The 20,086-nt window shown below is 64.5% G+C and carries 1 protein-coding gene and 2 pseudogenes; all 3 read left to right on the forward strand.

All coding sequences use genetic code 11. The features are described 5' to 3' along the window. Positions 1 to 341 precede the first annotated feature (341 nt). Positions 342 to 8,606: pseudogene (locus C1N62_RS23560) on the forward strand (Ig-like domain-containing protein); the annotation flags it as partial. Positions 8,607 to 8,678: 72 nt separating this feature from the next. Continuing rightward, a pseudogene (locus tag C1N62_RS23565) lies at positions 8,679 to 16,019 on the forward strand (Ig-like domain-containing protein); the annotation flags it as partial. Between the two features lie 601 nt (positions 16,020 to 16,620). Continuing rightward, positions 16,621 to 19,689, forward strand: a complete 3,069-nt coding sequence (locus C1N62_RS05245; protein ID WP_137762633.1) for an Ig-like domain-containing protein — start codon at positions 16,621 to 16,623, stop codon at positions 19,687 to 19,689. Positions 19,690 to 20,086 lie beyond the last annotated feature (397 nt).

Raw genomic sequence — 20,086 nt, forward strand, 5'->3', positions numbered from 1 at the left:
ATATATATCCCGAGGCCCACGCGAAACGTTTCAACTTTTTTAGAAAAAAAACCAGTTTGCCGATTACGGCATTTATTACAAGGTTTTGTTTTTATTAAGTAAGTTATATTCAAGTTTGCGCACCGCCTTGTTATTCCTCTAAAAGAGCCTTTTTTCTGATAATGCGCTGCAGCCGATTTTTTTTATTTCGTTCTATTTGTGATGTGCCGAAACAGAGTCGAAGACGTGACGCCCTGAATCAATGGGCTTTTATATGAATTCCCATGCGCGCTTTCCTTCCCGAATAACTCAGGAGAAAGAGGCCATGGAATTTTTACTTCGTTCCCAATACGAGGCAACAAATGGCAACCTCAAACCAAAATTCCCGCAATACCAGCGACATCGACGCCCAAGTGACCGCTGGCGCGCTGGCTAACAGTGACACCCAAAACGCAGAGAGCCACACCGCCGTCGCGGCCGCCGAGGCTCCCACCCTACAGGCAGTGCCGACCCTGACGATTGACCCCTTTGCCGGTGACAACATCCTGACCCGCAGCGAAAGCATCACGGTGCAGGCGCTGAGCGGCACCACCACCGGCGTGGAGGCGGGCAAGACCGTCAACATCACCCTGGGTGACTGGGTCTATGCCTATGCCACCGTGCAGGAGGATGGCCGCTGGAAAGTGGACGTCGAAAACTGGCAGATGAGCAACCTGATGCAGTTCAACGCTGGCAGCGAGCAGCCGTTGAGCGCTGCGGTGATCAACGAGGCCGGCGAAGTGGCCGAGTCCACCGTGCAGGTCGCCATCGAGCCGGACTGGCCGTCGCTGGTGCTCAACGCGCTGGCCGGTGACAACGTAATCAGCGGCCCCGAGGGCGGGGTGATGCAGGTGGTGAGCGGCGCGACCAATGGCGTCGAGGCCGGGCAGGTGGTGACCATCACCATCAACGGCATCAGCTACAGCGCGGAGGTGCTGGCCGATGGCACCTGGCGCGCCGAGGTGCCGGCGGCGGATGTCGCGGCACTGCCGGATGGCGCGCAGATCCTGGCCACCGTCAGCAACGCCGCGGGGCAGCAGGCCGGTGACTCGGCGGTGCTGATCGTGGATAACACCCTGCCATCCCTGACCTTCAACACCTTCGTCGGCGACAACGTACTGAGTGACGCGGAGGCCACCCGCACGCAGACGCTGACCGGCATCACCAGCGGCATTGAGTCGGGCCAGACCGTCACGGTCAAGCTGAATGGCTACACCTACACCACCCAGATTGGCGAGGATGGCGCATTCTCCGTCAGCGTGCCGCCCGCGGAACTGCTGAAACTCTCCAACGGGCAGGTGGAGATCACCGCCAGCGCCACCAACCAAGCCGGACAGGTCACTAACAGCAGCGGCCACATGACCGTGGCCTTCACCACCGAGCGCATCATCGTTGATGGGGTGGCGGGGGATAACTACATCAACAAGGAGGAGAGCGGCAACGGCTTCGACATCATTGGCAGCGCGCCCTCCCTGCCAGCCAACACCCCCATCACCATCACCATCGGCACCAAGAACTTTGGCACGCGGGTGGAGGCGGATGGCAGTTGGCGCACCATGCTGGACATCGATGACATTCGCAGCTTCCCGGATGGCCAGTACACCATGACCTTCAGCGCGCCGGGCAGCGCCTCAACCAGCGTGGACGTCGGCATCTATGTGCAGGCGTGGGAGAAACTGCACATCGACGTGGAGGAGCCTTTTGGTGACGGCGTGCTGACCGCCGGCGAGGCCGAGGAGGGGCAGGTCATCACCGGCACCACCAGCGGCCCAAATCTCCAGGTGCGGGTCTATGTCGATACCAGCCAGTTCACCACCACCTCAGACAGTGAGGGGCGCTGGAGCATCACGGTACCGGCCGAGGTGCTGCTGGGCATGATGGCGATCCCCGACCAGACCAGCGGCTATATCCACGCCGAGGTGACTGACATCGCTGGCAACAGCCAGAGCAATGGGCGCAATTTTGAGATCGCCGCGCAGGACATTGGCCTGACCCTCAATCCGGTGGCGCAGGATAACCGCATCAACGCCGTCGAGGCGGCGGCCGGGATTACCATCAGCGGCAGCGCCGATACCACGGCGGCTGGCCTGACGGTGACCCTCAAGATTGGCGGGCTGGAGCGCACCACCACCATCCAGGCGGATGGCAGCTGGTTGGTGCCGCTCTCCACCTCCGAACTGGTCAGCCTGCCAGAGGGCTATGTGGAGGTCAGCGTCAGCGTGCCCGGCTCCACGCCGGTCAGCCAGTCGGTGGAGGTGGCGATTCAGAGCAACCCGATCCCGACCCTCGCCACGCCGTTTGAGGATGGCACCTTGGGTGCCGATGAGAGCGCCTCTGACCAGACGCTGAGCGGCACCACCGGCGTCAGCGGCGAGGATCAGAACGTGGTGGTGACCTTTGCGGGAAAGGAGTACCTCGCCACGGTCGATAATCAGGGCAACTGGCAAGTGACCCTGCCGGCCGTGGATCTGCAGGCGGTGCCCGCGGGCGCGGCCGCATTGAGCATCGTTGCCACCGATGACGCCGGTAACAGCGGCGTATTGAACACCACCGTGCAGGTGGAGCCGCCGCAGGGGGCGATCACCATCGACCCGGTGACCGGCGATAATCTGGTCAGCTACGCGGAGGCCGTCGCGGGCATCACCCTGACCGGCAGCACCCGTGGGCTGGCGGAGGGCAGCACGCTGACCCTGAGCATCGCCGACGAAACCTACAGCGTCACCACGGACGCCGAGGGGCGCTGGTCATTGCCGCTGGTGGAGGGGCAGGTGATTGGCGTCTGGAATGATCCGATCGTGCTGCTGACCGTCAGCGCGCCAGAGGCCGATGGCCCGGCCACCACGCAGGAGATTGAGAACTACACCAACCGGCGGCCCGAGCCGACGGTGGAGGCGCCGTTTGGCAACAGCGTGCTGTCGGTGGCGGAGGCCGCGACCGACCAGACGCTGGTCGGCTCAACCGGCCTGTCCGGGGCCAACCAGCAAGTGGTGATTACGCTGGGCGGCAGTGACTACACCGGGCAGGTGGACGAGGGCGGCCGCTGGCAGGTGACGCTGGCCGCCGCGGCGTTGCAGGCACTGGAGGAGGGGACGCAGGCGCTGGCGATTACCGCCACCAACGCCGCTGGCGAGAGCAAAACGCTGTCGGTGAACGTGGAGGTGGCGCTGACGCCGCCCACCCTGACCCTCGAGCCGGTGGCGGGCGATGATGTGATCACCTTTGCCGAGGCCGAGGCGGAGGAGGGCATCCTCCTGACCGGCCACACCTCGGTCAGCCAGGGCAGCATTGCCCTGACGCTGGGCGACCAGAGCTGGATCACCGAAACCGACAGCCAGGGCAACTGGAGCCAGCTGATCCCGGCCCACACCTTCAGCTACCCGGAGGGGGCCTTCCCGGATGGCAATTACGCGCTGGTGGCGACCCTCACGGACGCCAACGGCAACAGCACCACCGTCAGCCGCCCGGTTTCGCTACAGGCGGATGCTGGCACACTGCCCGCAGTCAGCGTCACCAGCGGGCTGGATAGCGTGCTGAACGGCGCGGAGCGCCAGGTAGCGCAGGCCATCAGCGGCACCACCCGCCATGTGGAGGCGGGGCAGGCGGTGACCCTCAGCGTCAACGAACAGAGCTACAGCGCCGAGGTACTGGCGGATGGCAGCTGGAGCCTGATTATTCCGGCGGCAGACATCGCCGCCCTGCCGGCTGGCAGCAATATCCTACAGGTGGCGGTGGCCGATCGCGCCGGTAACCCGGCTGAAACCGAACTGGTACGCTTTGCCATCGAGGAGAGTCTGGGCGGCATCGCGCTGGATACCGTCGCCGGTGACAACCGCATCAACGCCTATGAGGCGGGCAGCAACCTGCTGGTGCAGGGCGTCGCCACCAACGTGGCCGAAGGCACGGCGGTGACGCTGGCGCTCGGCGGCCGCAGCTATCAGGCGGAGGTGCAGGCGGATGGCCGCTGGCAGGTCACGGTGCCAGCGGCAGACGTGCAGGCGCTGGGGGATGGCGTCACCACGGCGCAGGTCACCACTACCGACCAGAATGGCGACCCGCTGGCCGACAGCCTGTCGCTCACCCTCCTTACCCACGCCGCCCCGCTGGCGACGCTGGATCCGCCGTTTGGCGACGGCTACCTGAACATTGGCGAGGCGGCCACGCCGCAGGTGCTGAGCGGCACCACCGGCAACACTGGCGTGGGCCAGAGCGTCAGCCTCAGTCTGGCAGGCCATACCCTGCGCGGCACGGTGGATGAGGCCGGGCGCTGGTCAGTGCCGGTGCCCGTCGAGATCCTGCAACAGCTGCCAGCGGAAACGTTGCTGATTGCGGTGGAAGCGACGGACGCCGCTGGCAACGTCAGCAGCGTGCTGGAGTACGCCACGGCCGTGCTGACCGCGCCGACGGTCACGATCAACGCCCTGACCGGCGATAACCTGCTGGACGCCGCAGAACTGGGCGTGCCGCTGGCGATCGCGGGCACCACCAGCGGCGTGGCCGATGGGCAGGTGCTGACCCTGACGATCGGTACGCTTGCCCTCACCACCGAGGTGACGGGGGGTGGCCTGTGGCAGGTGATTGTGCCGGTGGAGCAGCTGGGTCAGCTCGCCAACGGCAGCAGCACCGTCACCGCCAGCGTGGCGGACGTGGCGGGCAACGAGGCCACCGCCAGCCAGATCGTGACACTCAATAACACCCTGGACGGCATCGCCTTCGACCTGATCGCGGGCGACAACCGCATTGACGCGCAGGAGGCGGCGAACGGCTTCAACATCGGCGGCCTCGTCAGCGGCGTGGCACCCGGCACCCAGGTCACCCTGACGCTGGGCGACTACAGCGATCTCACCTACACCAACGAAGATGGCAGCTGGGGCCTCTGGATCCCCGGCAACCTCATCCGCACTCAGGGCCTGTTGACCGCAACGGTAGAGACGGTGGATGCCGACGGTAACCCGCTCAGCGCCAGCGTCGATCTCTTCTCCTCTGCCAATGCCCTGCCGCAGGTGACCATTAACCCGCTGCCCTACGTCAATATTGAGGCGACCCAAACCGGCATTACCCTCACCGGTGAGACCCACTTCAGCGGCGCTGGCCAGAGTCTGACCTTAACGCTGGCCGGTCAGGAGTACAGCGCGCAGGTGGAAGATAACGGTACGTGGTCGGTGTTCCTGCCGCCGGAGGCGTTGCAGGTGCTCAGCGATGGCAGCGCGCCCTTCAGCGTGGTGGTGACCGACAGCGGCGGCAACCAGAGTCAGGCCAGCGCCGCGCTGGAGGTGGACGTCACCGCGCCACAACTGACGCTGGAGCCGGTCACCGGCGACAACGTGCTCAACCAAGGGGAGCTGCAACAGGATCTGGTGCTGGCTGGCACCAGTGACGAACCCTACGGCTGGATCAGCGCCAGCTTCAATGGGCACACCTACACCGGCACCAGTGACGAGAATGGCCTTTGGAGCATCATCATCCCGGCCGCCAGCCTCAATGGGCTGGCACCGGGGACGCAGATCCTGAACGTCACGCTCTCTGACCAGTTTGGCAACCCCACCACCCTCCAGCAGGAGGTGGAGATCGCGAGTAACGACCTGCCGCTGCTAACCATTCTGCCCTTCACCGGCGACAACCAGTTGCTGGGGGCGGAGCGCAGCGTGGCGCAGATGCTGACCGGCACCACTACCCACGTCGAGGCCGGGCAGATCGTCACCGTCACGCTCAACGGCGAGACCTACAGCGCCACCGTGCAGTCAGACGGCCAGTGGAGCCTGATTGTGCCGCAGGAGGATTTGGCGGAGCTGGTCAACATCGCCAGCGGACAGGTGGATCTGGTCGCCTCGGTCAGCAATCAGGCAGGCGATACGGTCACGGATCTGGTGTCGCTGGCCATCGTCACCAACCGGCCCTCGCTGGCCTTTGACCTCATCGCTGGCGACAACCGGCTGAATGCCAGCGAAGCCGGTGGCGATCTGGTGGTGGTGGGCAAGGTGTTTGGCGTACCGGCGGAAAACCCAATCACCGTGACCCTCAACGGCCAGACCTACATCGCCACGGTAGAGGGATCTGACTGGAGCATCACCCTCCCGGCCGCCGATCTGGCGGCGCTGCCCGATGGCGCGATCGTCATCACCGCCGAGGCGGAGGACACCTTCTTCAACCTCATCTCCAGCACCCTGACCCTGACCGTCGCCATCCATGATCTGCCGGAGGTGGGCTATGACACGCCGTTCGGCGACGGCGTGCTGAGCGCGGCGGAGGCCGCGGACGATCAGTTGCTGACCGGCCAGACCGGGCAGACCGGCATTGCCCAGACGGTCACCGTCACGCTGGGCGGCGAGACCTTCACCGGCGAGGTGGACGCCGCGGGCCTGTGGCGGGTGACCCTGCCAGCAGAGGCGTTGCAGGCGCTGCCAGCCGGCCCGGCCAGCTATACCGTGACGGTCACGGACGTGGCGGGCAACAGCGACAGCCAGGAGGTGGCGTTTACCGCCGCGGCCTCCGCGCCGCTGTTGCAGATTGACCCGCTGACCGGCGACAACCTGATTGATCAAACCGAGGCGCTGGGCGAAATCGTGGTTACCGGCAGCGTCACGGATCTGAACGCGCTGCCCGGCGCGACCCTCACCATCACGCTGGCGGGCGTGACGTACCCGGCGACGCTGGATGAGAGCGGGGCATGGAGCGCCACGCTGCCCTTTGGCGCGCTGCTTGACTTCCAGGATGGCGACTACACCCTGAGCGCCACCCTCATTGATGGGGCGGGCAATGTCTCTGAGGCCAGCCAGACCTTTACGCTCGATCTCTACACCCAGCCCTATCTGGGCATCAACGTTTTTGCCGGTGACAACATCCTCAACGGCGCGGAGCAGCAGATTGACCAGCTGGTTGACGGCACCGCCTATGGCGTCGAGGCTGGCCAGATTGTCACCCTGACCCTGAACGGCCAGAGCTACAGCGCCACGGTCGGGCAGGGCGGCAGCTGGAGCACCACCATCCCGGCCGCCGATCTGGCGGCCCTGACTCAGGGCGGCTACTCGCTGCTCGGCACCGTCAGCGATGCGGCGGGCAACAGCAGCGAATTTGAGCGCTACATCTACGTTGACCTGAACGTCGGGGCGGTCGCCATCGACCCGCTGGCGGGCGGCGATGACCGGCTCAATCTGGCGGAGGCCAGCGAGGGGCTGACCGTGACCGGCACCTCCAGCTACCTCTCCTATGAGGAGAACGGCTACATCGCCGTGACGCTGGGCGGCAAAGAGTACACCACCTGGATTGAGGAGTCAGGCAACTGGTCGGTCACCATTCCGGCGGCGGATCTGCTGGCGTTGCAGGATGGCAACTACGGGGTGGTGGTCTCGGCGCAAGACGACGCCGGTAACCCCATCTCGTTTGAGCGCTCGCTGGATGTTTACGTCCACAACCTGCCCAGCCCGACGCTGGAGACGCCGTTTGGCGACGGCGTGCTGGACAGCGGCGAGGCGCAGCAGGCGCAGATCCTGACCGGGGCCACCGGCCTCTCTGCCACCGGCCAGAGCGTGGTGGTGGAGCTGGCGGGCGTGGAGTATGACGCGGAGGTGGACGGGTTTGGCACCTGGACGCTGACGCTGCCGCCCGCCGTATTGCAGGCGCTGCCCGCGGGCGAAAGCACCCTGACGGTCACCGCCCGCGACGTGGCGGGCAACAGCCGCAGTCAGGCGTACACCATTGATGTTGAGTCGGGCAGCAGCTTCACCATCGACCCGGTCACCGAGGATAACAGGCTCAACAGCGACGAACTGAGCGACCTCACCCTCAGCGGTCACACCGCCGCTAGCTGGTCTGGCGCCACGGTGGTGGTGGCGATCTCCTGGTCACCGGAGCGCACCTACAGCGGCACGGTCAATGAGGATGGCAGCTGGAGCGTGGTGGTGCCCGGCGACGATCTCTTCTATGCCGGTGACAACGGCGTGTATAGCGTCGAGGCGGTCGTGACGGCGGAGGATGGCGCCACCCTCACCGCCAGCCACGATTTCATCGTCAATATCCGCGCTTTCAGCGGCGGCTTTGCCTTTGACGATCTGACCGAGGGCGTGCTGTCACCGGAGGAGCAGCTTCAAGACCAGTACCTGAGCGGCACCTTCTTCAGCGAGGAGAGCGTGGTGGGCGGGCGGGCGGTCACCATCACCATGACCGACAGCAACGGCCTGCGCTTCACCTACACCACCACCACGGATGAGGATGGCACCTGGAACGTCATCCTGCCCAGCAGCGATCTGCAACAGCTGAGTGAGGGCGCGGTACAGCTTAACGGCAGCGTCTCGGACGGGGCCGGTAACACCATTTCCAACGAGGATGAGTTTGTTGTCACGCCGGAGAGCGGCAGCTTCACCATTGACACGATTGCCGGGGATAACGTGCTGACGATTGATGAGGTCAGCGGCGGGCTGGTGGTCAGCGGCGGCAGTGCCTACATGCCCACTCTGCTGACGGCAGATGTGGAGATCAATGGCATCGTGCACAGCGTCTACGACTACAGCCCAAACTGGTCAGTCACCTTCACACCGCAAGAGCTGGCGCAACTGCCAGACGGCCCGGTGACGGTTACGGTGAGTGGCTATGACCTGCTTGGCAACCTGGTTACCGCCACCACAGAGCTGACGGTGGAGCTGGGCGATCTCCTGCCGCTGGAGTTTGACGTCTTCAGCGGCGACAACATTGTGGAGGAGTACGAAGTGGCAAACGATCAACAACTGAGCGGCCGCGTCAATGGCGTAGCGGCGGGCAGCATCGTCAACCTGACGCTGGCGGACTTTAGCTACAGCGCCGAGGTGCAGGAGGATGGCAGCTGGAGCACGACTATCCCCGCGGCTGACCTGCAAACCCTGCCCACCAGCTTTGACAACGCGTTCACCGGCACCGTCACCGATGCCGATGGCAACCTGCTGGCCATCGGCAGCCTTGACGTCATCATCTACCGTGACGCCGGTGCGCTGAGCATCGATCCGCTGGCCGGCGGCGATAACCTGCTGACGGCCGATGAGATCAACGACGAGATGTTGATCTCTGGCTATAGCAACCACGCCGAGCCAGAGAGTGATGTGGTGGTGGAGCTGAATGGCCGCACCTATGTCACCAGCGTGGGCAGCGATGGCTACTGGAGCCTGGCGGTGCCGCCGGACGATCTGGCGCAACTGGCCAACGGTGACTACACCGTCACCGCCAGCGGCACGGATGTGGGCGGCAACCCGATCACGGCCAGCAGCCAGCTGACGGTGAGCCGTGGGCTGGTGCCGACGCTGGAGATGCCGTTTGGCGACGGCGTGCTGGACAGCGACGAGGCCGCGCAGGGGCAGACGCTGGTGGGCAGCACCGGGCTGGTGGCCGATGGCCAGAGCGTGGTAGTGAGCCTGGCGGGCATCGACTATGACGTGCAGGTGGATGGGCAGGGCAACTGGCAGCTGGCATTGTCGGCTGAGGCGTTGCAGGCGTTGCCCGAGGGCGAAAACAGCCTGACGGTGACGGCCTTTGACGCAGAGGGCAATAGCGTGGGGGTCGATCGCGCCTTCAACGTCATCCCAACCGGTCTGATCCTCAACCCGATCACCGACGACAATGTGCTGACGAGCGATGAGGCCGTTCAGGACTTCACCGTCAGCGGCCATGCCGCCGTGAGCTGGGCGGGCGCGGCGGTGGCCGTCACCTTCAGCTTCACATCGGAGCTTAGCTACAGCGGCACGGTCGATGACGAAGGCAACTGGAGCATCACGGTGCCGGCGGGCGAGCTCTACTACACTGCCGCCAACGGCCTCTACACCGTGGAGGCGGTGCTGACGCAGGAGGATGGCTCGACCGCCAGCGCCAGCCGTGAATTCACCATGAATACGCTCCCCTTCGTGGGCGACTTCGTGCTGGATCTGTTCACCGGCGACGACGCGCTGAGCTACGAGGAGCGTTCGCAGGATCAGGTACTGAGTGGCACCTACTATGCCGAAGAGGGGACGAGCGGCGATCTGGCGGTTACCGTCACCCTGCGCAATGACAGTGGCCAGATTTTCAGCTATGACACCCGCACCGACGGCAGCGGCAACTTCAGCGTCACCGTGCTGGCGGCGGACATGTTGCAACTTGATGGCAGTGGCCTTGAGATCAGCGCCGCCGCGCGCGATGGGGCTGGCAACACCGTCGAAGGCAGCCGCCCACTCTACCTAAGCGTGCTGCCGCAGACGGGTGGCTCTATCACCTTTGACCCGATTGCCGGGGACAATATCCTGACCGCCGATGAGGTGGCAGGCGGGCTGGTGATCAGCGGCGACAGTGCTTACCTCTTCGATCGCGTGGGTGCCGTCATTGAGGTGCAGCTGAATGGCGTGAGCGAGTATACCACTGTCGATCTCTCCACCGGCTCGCAGTGGTCGGTCACCTTCTCAAGCGACGTGCTGGCGCAACTGCCGGATGGCCCGCTGACCATCACTGCCAGCACCTATGACGTCGGCGGCAATGCGGTGACCAGCACCAGCACGCTGGAGGTGGATCTCCATGACCTGCCCGCCCCGACGCTGGCGACGCCGTTTGGCGACGGCGTGCTGGACAGCGGCGAGGCCGCGCAGGAGCAGACGCTCACCGGCACCACCGGCGTGGCCGAAGAGGGCCAGCGCGTGGTGGTGAGCCTGGCGGGCGAGGAGTATGAGGGTGAGGTGGACAGCGATGGCAACTGGCGCGTGGCGCTGCCCGCTGACGCCTTGCAGGCGCTGGCAGAGGGGAGCACCCCCCTGACGGTGACCGCCACCAACGCCAATGGCGTCAGCGTCAGCCTCGAGAGCAGCTTCGATGTCAACCCGACGGGCCTGACCATCGATCCGGTGACCGAGGACAACACGGTCTACTACTCCGAGTCGGATGAGGGCTTCGCTGTCAGCGGCCACGCGGCCCTTGGTTGGGCGGGCGCGGCGGTGACCGTCACCTTCTCCTTCGAGACAGAGCGCAGCTACAGCGGCACGGTTGATGCCGAGGGTAACTGGCGGGTGGAGATACCGGGCGGCAACCTCAACACCAGCAGCGACAATGGCACCCACAGCGTGGAGGTGGTGCTGACGCAGGAGGATGGCGCGACCGCCTCCGCCAGCCATGACTTCACCATGAACACCCGCCCGCTGGTTGGCGACATCGTGCTGGATCTGTTCACCGGCGACAACACGCTGACCTACGACGAGCAGACGCAGGATCAGGTGCTGACCGGCACCTACTTCGCCGAGGAGGGGCCGAACGCGAACCTGTTGGCGCGCGTCACCCTACAGGACAGCGGCGGACATATCTTCACCTATGAAACGCGCACCGACGACAACGGCCACTTCAGCGTGACCGTGCCCGCCGCGGATATGTTGCTGATTTATGGTGACTGGATAGGGTTTAGCGCGTCGGTCATCGATGGGGCAGGCAACACGGTCAATGGCAGCGTGCCGCTGGATGTGGCGGTACTGCCGCAGGGCGGCGGTAGCATCACCTTTGACCCGGTTGCCGGGGACAATATCCTGACCGCCGATGAGGTGGCGGGCGGGCTGGTGGTCAGCGGCGACAGCGACTACCTCTACGATCCGCGCAACGGCAACCAGATCACCGTGGAGCTGAATGGCCTGACCAAATACTTCTATATCGACTCAAACAGCGGCTCGCAGTGGTCGGTCTCCTTCTCACCAGAGGAGCTGGCGCTCCTGCCGGACGGCTCACTGACGATCACCGCCAGCAGCACCGACCTGAGCGGCAGTTCGGTGATCGCCACCACCCTTCTGGAGGTTGATCTCTACAGCCTGCCGTCCCCGACGCTGGACACGCCGTTTGGCGACAACGTGCTGGACTATCTGGAGGCGCAGCAGGATCAGCAGCTGACCGGCACCACCAACCAGAGCGGCGAAGGGCAGAGTGTCACCCTCGAGCTGGCGGGGCAGATCTTCAGCGCCACCGTGGATGAGAACGGTGCCTGGAGCGTGCTGATCCCGGCGGGCGCGCTGGCTGGCACGGAGAATGGCAACTACCCGCTGACCGTGACGGTAAACGGGCCGCAGGGCGACACCTCGCTGACGCAGGAGGTGACGCTGGCGAGCGGCATCACGCTGACGCTGGACACACCGTTTGGCGATAACGTGCTGGATAGCGCGGAGGCGCAACTGCCGCAGACCATTACCGGCACCACCACCCTGTTGGAGGAGGGGGCGATCGTTGACGTGAGCATCGGCAACTACCTGTTTGAGGGCTTTGTGGATGCGGCGGGCAACTGGAGCGTCACGGTGCCCGCTGGCCGGCTGGCGGAGTTGCCGAACGGCACCTACACGCTGGATATCCGGCTCTACGACACCACCGGCCACGGTGTCGCCACCCTCAACCAGCCGGTGGAGCTGGCGACCATTGATGCGGCGCTGATCTTTGATGACTTTGCTGGCGATAACATCGTCGATGGCACCGAGCAGTTCAGCGACCAGACGCTAAGCGGCGAGGCGCTGGGCGTGCCGGTTGGCAGTCTGGTCACCCTGACGCTGGGCGATCTGAGCTACAGCACCGAGGTGCAGGCGGATGGCCGCTGGAGCGTGCTAATCACCGCCGACGATCTGGCGCAACTGCCGGATGACACCGAGAGCCTGATCGGCGGGCAGATCACCGACGCCGACGGCAACGTGCTGGCGGGCAATGAGCTGGCTATCTTCATCAACCGCGGGCTGGGCACCCTGTCGCTCGATCCGCTGGCCGATGACAGCATCCTGACGGCGGATGAGGCGGCGGACGGGCTGATCGTCAGCGGCACCATCACGCTGTGGATGGTGGATACCCCGGTGACCGTGGAGTTCAACGGCAACACCTACCAGACCACGGTCACGGCCTCCAACGGCAGCTGGCAACTCACCATCCCGGCGGAAGATTTGCTCGGGCTGACGGATGGCAACTACACCCTGACCGCCAGCGCCGAGGACGCGGAGGGCAACGCCCTGAGCGCCAGCGCGCCGCTGGCGGTGGATCTCAACCTCCAGCCGGAGCTGGTGTTCGATCTGTTTGCCGGGGATGACATTCTCGGGGCCGATGAGGCCGACATCGACCAGCAACTCAGCGGCCATGCCTATGGCGTGCCGGCGGGCAGTGTGGTCACCATTACCTTGGGTGACCTGCTGAGCTACACCACCGAGGTGCAGGTCGACCAAAGCTGGAGCGTGACCATCCCGGCGGGGGCGTTGAGCGACCTGCCCAACCAGAGTGACGCCGCCTTCTACGGCGAGGTGACAGACGCTGACGGCAACGTGCTGGCGAGCGCCGACCACCTCTTCTACGTCGATGACAACTATGGCAGTTTGAGCCTCGACCCCTTGGCCGGTGGTGACTACATCCTCTCCGCCGCCGAGGCGGCCGAGGGGCTGATCATCAGCGGCACCATCACGCGCTGGGAGTTCGACACCCCGGTCTATGTGGAGCTGAATGGCACCACCTACCAGACCACGGTCACCGCCTCCAACGGTAGCTGGCAGATCTACATTGCCCCCGAGGATCTGCTGGCACTGCCGGATGGCGACTACACGGTGAATGTCACCGCGCAGGATGCCAGCGGCAATGAACTGGCCGTCACCGCGCCACTGGCGGTGGACATCATCAGCGAGCCGCAGCCGACGCTGAACACGCCGTTTGAGGATGGGATACTCAACGCGCAGGAAACGCAACTTGACCAGGTGCTGACCGGCAATACCGGCCTCAGCGGCGAGGGGCAGAGCGTGCGCGTGGTGGTGAACGGCATCTCCTTCACTGGCACGGTGGATGAGACAGGCGTCTGGAGCGTCACCCTGCCAAGCGCGCTGCTGGCCGGGCTGCCGCAGGGCGAAAATACGCTGGAGATCACCGCCACTGACGCCAACGGCACCAGTACCACCCTTGCCAGCACGCTGGTGGTGGACACCACTGGCCCTGAGGTGGCGCTCGGCACCGTCGCGGGCGATAACATCGCCAACGCCGCCGAGATGGCCGCCGGGGTGGTGGTCAGCGGCACCAGTTCCGAGGTGGGCGGGCTGATCACCCTGCAACTGCTGGAGGGCGTCAGCTACGAAACCGAGGTGCAGGAGGATGGTAGCTGGGAGCTTACACTGCCAGCCGGGCTGCTGACCCACCTGCGTGACGGCGACTACACCCTGACCGTCAGCCAGACCGATGCCGAGGGCAACACCACCACCGTCACCGAGACGCTGCGGCTGGATGGCGATCCGCGCGACCTGCCAACCATCAAGATTGATCGCATCGGTGGGGACAACGTGCTCAATGGTGCGGAGGTGCAGAGCGACCAGATCATCACCGGCACGGTGAAAAATGTGGAGGCGGGCCAGCCAGTGACGGTGACGCTCGGCGACCACACCTACACCGGCGTGGTGCTCTCGGGCGGCAGCTGGGCGGTGAGCGTGCCCGCCGCCGATCTGCTGGCGCTGGGCAACGGGCGTGAAACCCTGACCGCCAGCGTCACCGCTCGCTCTGGCAACCCGGCGGAAGCGGATCGTGACTTCACCATCAAGGGCAAATGCCCCGGCCTGAGCATCGACCCGGTCACCGGCGATAACCTGATCAACGCCAGCGAGGCGGACGGGGCAATCGTGCTGAGCGGCGAGACCTACGGCGTGCGCTCCGGCGCGACGGTGCAGCTGAAGTTGAACGGCCACCGCTACAGCGCCACCGTGCAGAAGGATGGCAGCTGGTCTACCGAGATCCCGGCCTCTGAGGCGGCGCGGCTGCGTGACGGTGAGCTGAAACTCACCGCCAACGTCAAGAACCGGCATGGCGATCGCCTGAGTGACAGCCTGATACTGGACGTGCATACGCGCGACCTGCCAGATCTGTCGCTGGAGACGCCGTTTGGCGATGGCACGCTGAACCTGGCGGACGCCCGCACCGCGCAGCGCCTCACCGGCGAAACCGGGGTGCGCGGCGAGGGGCAGCTGGTGACGCTCACCCTGAACGGCGTGGACTACAGCGCGGATGTCAACAATCGCGGCCAGTGGTCAGTCACGCTACCGGCGGCCGCCCTGCGGGCACTGCCGGAGGGTGAGCTGGAGGTGCGGGTGGTGGCGAAGGACGCGGCGGGCAACAGCGCCGAAACCACCCGTACCGTACTGGTGGACTTCACGCCGCCGGTGCTGTCGCTGGCCCCGCTGCCCGCCATCGGCCTGTCGGAGCAGTCGGCCAGCTTCACCCTGAGCGGCACCGCCACGGCGGCGGCGGCCGGGCTGGTGGTGCTGATCCTGCTTAACGGCGAAAGCTATCAGGCGGAGGTGCAGGAGGATGGCAGCTGGTCAACCGAGATCCCGAGCGGCGCACTGCCAGCCGTTGAGGCGAGCTGGCCACTGGCGATCAGCCTGACGGATGAGGCGGGCAACACCACCGACCTCACCAGCAGCGTGACGCTGCGCACCGAGGGCGACACGGCCACGGCGGAGACGGCGGCAGAGGGCGGCGACACGGCGGTCGAGAGCACCCTGACGGCGGCACTCGCCAGTGACACCGGCTCGCTGACGCAGGATCGGGCGGAGGCCAACAGCGAGGAGAGCTTTACCATTGGCGGCGTCACGCTCGATCTCAGCAAGGCGGGCGACGAGGCGCAGGGGGGCGATGGCGACGACACCATCGCGCTCTACACCCTCGACTTCGCGCACATCGACGGCGGCGCGGGCATCGATACCCTGCTGCTGGCGGGCGAGGATCAGCACCTCGATCTGGTGGCGCTGGGGCTGAAGGTGGAGCACATCGACATCTTCGACCTCGGGCGTACCGGCAGCAACAGCCTGACGCTCAATCTGGATGAGGCGCTGAACGTCAAAGACCAACCGGCGGACAGCCTGCTGGTCAAGGGCGCGGAGGGCAGCCAGCTCAATCTGGCGGGCGACGGCAGCACCTGGGCGGAGAGCGGCCAGCGGCAATTGGATGGGCTGACCTTCGACATCTACCACAACAGCGCGCTGGAGAGCGACAACACGCTGGGGGATGTGCTGGTGCAGCACGGCATTGTGGTGCAGCAGGTGTAGCGCTCATGCGTTGAAAAAGGCCGGGGCAACCCGGCCTTTTTTTATGCCTGCCATTCAGGGCCTTTTATTCAACGGGAAATTGCATTAAAGGTCGATTCAGATCGCAAATAAATTAAATACCGTCCGGCGCGATGGGCCGCCCATTAATTAACCTGAACATTGGGTATAGCATGGGATTAAATAGACCACCCGACCCCTTTCTGGCGGGCGGCCTATTTGCTGGGCGCAAGGCGTATGGCAATGGTTAATTGGTTTTGCGCTAAAAAAAGTGAACATCGATTTCCCGGCAAAAGAAACCGCTTTTTAAAAAGACACAGAATAACCCAATAGTGTTATTTGCAAAGCGGAGCGGGATATGGACGCCCGGAATGGCCTGCGTTGGAAAAAATCCATTAAATCAACCGGCAGGCAGTAAAAAGAGATCAAGGTGATAATGCTAAGCTGGCGCGGATTTTACCGCTCCGGCTATTTTACGCGCCTCCTGCGTTCAGAGAGCGTAATAACCTGATGCAAGGCATTCAGGTTATCCCCCACCTGCCTTTTCCCGTTGGAAAGGGGCCGGGTGGGAATTTTCGCAAATTCTGTGAAGAGTGAGGCAACTATGTCAACGATAAATTCCTCCGCCCGTGAGGGCGGGGTGCTCTTTTCCCAACTCAGCGACGGCGCAATAACTGCGGCTGCCGCTACGCTGGTGATCAATCCGGTCGCCACGGATGACATGATCAATTTTGCCGAGGCGGAAGCGGAACCCGGCATCACCGTCAGCGGCACGTCGTCGCTGGCCAATGCTGACCTGACCGTGACGCTCGGCAGCGGCAGCTACACCACCCAGACGGATGCCAGCGGCGGCTGGAGCGTCATTATCCCCTCACACACCCTTAGCTACCCGGCGGGCGCCTACCCGGATGGCAACTACACCCTGACCGCCAGCGTGGCGGATGGCAGCGGCAACAGCCAGGTGGCGAGCCGGGCGCTCTACCTCAACAGCGACGGTGGCTCGCTGCCGTCGGGCGGCGGCGGCTTTGAGAACAGCGTCAACAACGGCGCGGAGCACCGGGTGGGGCAGACCATCAACGGCTGGACGACCAATGTCGAGGCCGGGCAAGAGGTGATACTGCACATCAATGAGCGGGTCTACACCACGCAGGTGCAGGCGGATGGCAGCTGGCAGGTGATTCTGTCGGCGGAGGAGGTCGCCTCGCTGCCCAACGGCACCGGCAACCTCTGGATCACTGTCACTGACCGCGCGGGCAACCCGGTGGAGCCGGCCATCGCGCGCTTTACCTTTGAGGACAGCCTGCCGGGCATCGCCATTGATACCGTGGCCGGTGACAACATCATCAACTCGGCGGAGGCGCAGGGCGACGTGGTGATTCAGGGCATCGCCCATCTGGTGGCGGCGGGCACGCCGGTCACGCTGGCGCTCGGCAGCCTGAGCTACAGCACCCAGGTGCAGGCGGATGGCAGTTGGAGCGTCACGGTGCCCGCGGCGGATGTGCAGGCGCTGGGCGACACCCAGCTGGCGGCGGTGGTGGAGACCACTGACGAATTTGGCAACCCGCTGTCAGACAGCCTGCAACTGGTGACGGACATCATCGACACGCCGCAGCTCTACTTTGACCCCTTCGCCGGTGATGACGTGCTGAACGTGCAGGAGCAGGCCACCGATCAGTACTTCACCGGCCACGCCTACTTTGTCGAGCCGGGGCAGATCGTCACCCTCCATCTGGGCAACTTCACCTACAGCGCGGTGGTGGATACCTTTGAGAGCTGGAGCGTGCTGATCCCGGCCTCGGATCTGGGCCAGTTCTCCACCGGCCCGGTCGATATCACCGCCACGGTGGCGGATCGCGCCGGTAACACCGCCTTTGCCGAGGGCAGCCTGTACGTCAACCTCAACGTCGGCAGCCTCACCCTCGACCCGATCGCTGGCGACAACCAACTGAATGCGGCCGAGGGGGCGCAGGATCTGGTGATCAGCGGCGACACCGAGGGCGTGCCGCTGGGCAACGGGGTGAATGTCATCCTCAACGGCAAGATCTACTTTACGTCGGTGATCAATGACGCCGGTCACTGGAGCGTGACTATCCCGGCGGCGGATCTGGCGCAACTGCCGGATGGCCCGAACACTGTGGCGGTCAACACCGGCGACAGCGCGGGCAACAGCCTCGACATCACCCAGACCCTGATGGTCTATCAGGACAATCTGCCGTCGCTGCGCATCAACCCGGTCAGCGGCGACAACGTGCTGAACGGGGCGGAGGTGCAGAGTGACCAGATCATCAGCGGCACCACCCGCCACGTGCAGAGCGGCCAGACGGTGGAACTGGAGGCCGATGGCGTCACCTACAGCGCCGTGGTGCAGGCGGATGGGCGCTGGTCGCTGATCATCCCGGCAGAGGCGGTGGCGGACTTTGGCAATGGCCGCGAAGTGCTGCGCGCCAGCGTCAGTGACGTGGCGGGCAACCCGGCCACTGCCTCGCGGGCAATCCACGTCCATAGCCACCGTGACGGCCTGAGCATCGACCCGGTCACCGGTGACAACCTGATCAACGCCAGCGAGGCGGACGGGGCGATCGCCCTGAGCGGCCACACCGAGGGGGTGGCGCGCGGCGCGCTGGTGCACCTGACGCTGAATGGCCAGCACTACAGCGCCCGCGTTGGTCGGGACGGCAGCTGGTCGGCGCGCATCCCGGCAGCGGATGCCGCGGCGCTGGAGGAGGGGACGGCGACGCTGACGGCCCATGTGCGTGGCGCGCATGGCCGGATGCTGTGCGCCAGAGCCACGCTCACCGTCGATCTCACCGCCCCCAGTTTGGCGCTGGCACCGGTCACTGGCGATAACCTGATCACCCTGCAGGAGGCGCAGGCGGGCTTTGCCCTGACCGGCACCGCCAGCGCGGCGGCGGCCGGGCTGCTGGTGATGATCATGCTGGATGGGGTGAGCTACCACGCGCCGGTGCAGGCGGATGGCAGCTGGACGGCCGCCATCCCGGCCGGGGCGCTGGCAGACCAACCGGCGGGCGAGTTGCCGCTGGCCATCAGCCTGAGCGATCTGGCGGGCAATCTGGCGCAGGTCAATAGCGTACTGACGCTGGCCGGGGCAGAGGAGGCGCGTGCACCTGCCGCCGATGAGAGTGCATTGATGGCGGCACCCGCCGCAGCGGAGGTCGCGGCCACGCCCGATCAGGCCGAGGAGACGGGCTTCATTGGCGGCCTGCGGCTGGAGAGCGTGCAGGGCGAGGCGGTGGGCGGCAGCGGCGATGACACCCTGCTGCTGACCTCGGCGGAGGTGGCGCACATTGACGGCGGCGCGGGCATCGACACCCTGTTGCTGGCGGGCAGTGACCAGCACCTCGATCTGGCGGCGCTGGGGCTGAAGATTGAGCACATCGAGATCGTTGACCTCGGCCAGAGCGGCAGCAACAGTCTGGCGCTGGGCCTGCATGAGGCGCAAACCCTCAAGGACACGCCGGATGAGAGCCTGCTGATCAAGGGCGCGGCGGGCAGCCAGCTCAATCTGGTGGGCGATGGCAGCCTCTGGACGGAGAGTGGCGAGCGGCAACTGGATGGGCTGCTGTTTGATGTTTACCACAACAGCGCGTTGGAGAGCGACAACACGCTGGGCGACGTACTGGTGCAACAGGGGATTGTGGTGCACCAGATCTAACATCCATCACACAGGCCGGGGCAACCCGGCCATCTTGTCTCAACCCTGCTAAAAACGTTCACTTTTTATACGGGTAAAGCGGGCCACCGGCTGGGCTGCTCGATTCAGCTCGCACAATCGATAAATTTTTCTGATGTATCCTGACCGCCCCTTTTCCTATGTTAAAAGTTGTGTTTATTATGTGCACCTTAAGTTAAATTATAATAAGTTTAGTTAAATTTGTTTTTAATCAGCATTTTATAGCGGGAATTTGCCGTTATAAACCGGTTTATTTAACAAAATTGCATCCAGTCACACCGATGTAATTAATATTTTTTATCTCTGTGATAGATTTTTTTTAAAGCAGAGCCACACTTTGAAACATATACCTAGAGAGTCACTGACTCTAAAAAGCATC

This window comes from Nissabacter sp. SGAir0207 (assembly GCF_005491205.1).
Lineage (GTDB): Bacteria > Pseudomonadota > Gammaproteobacteria > Enterobacterales > Enterobacteriaceae > Chimaeribacter.

Excerpts from the sequence above, each read along its gene's own strand:
- C1N62_RS05245 (WP_137762633.1), top strand. The coding sequence starts at position 16,621 with ATGTCAACGATAAATTCCTCCGCCCGTGAGGGCGGGGTGCTCTTTTCC.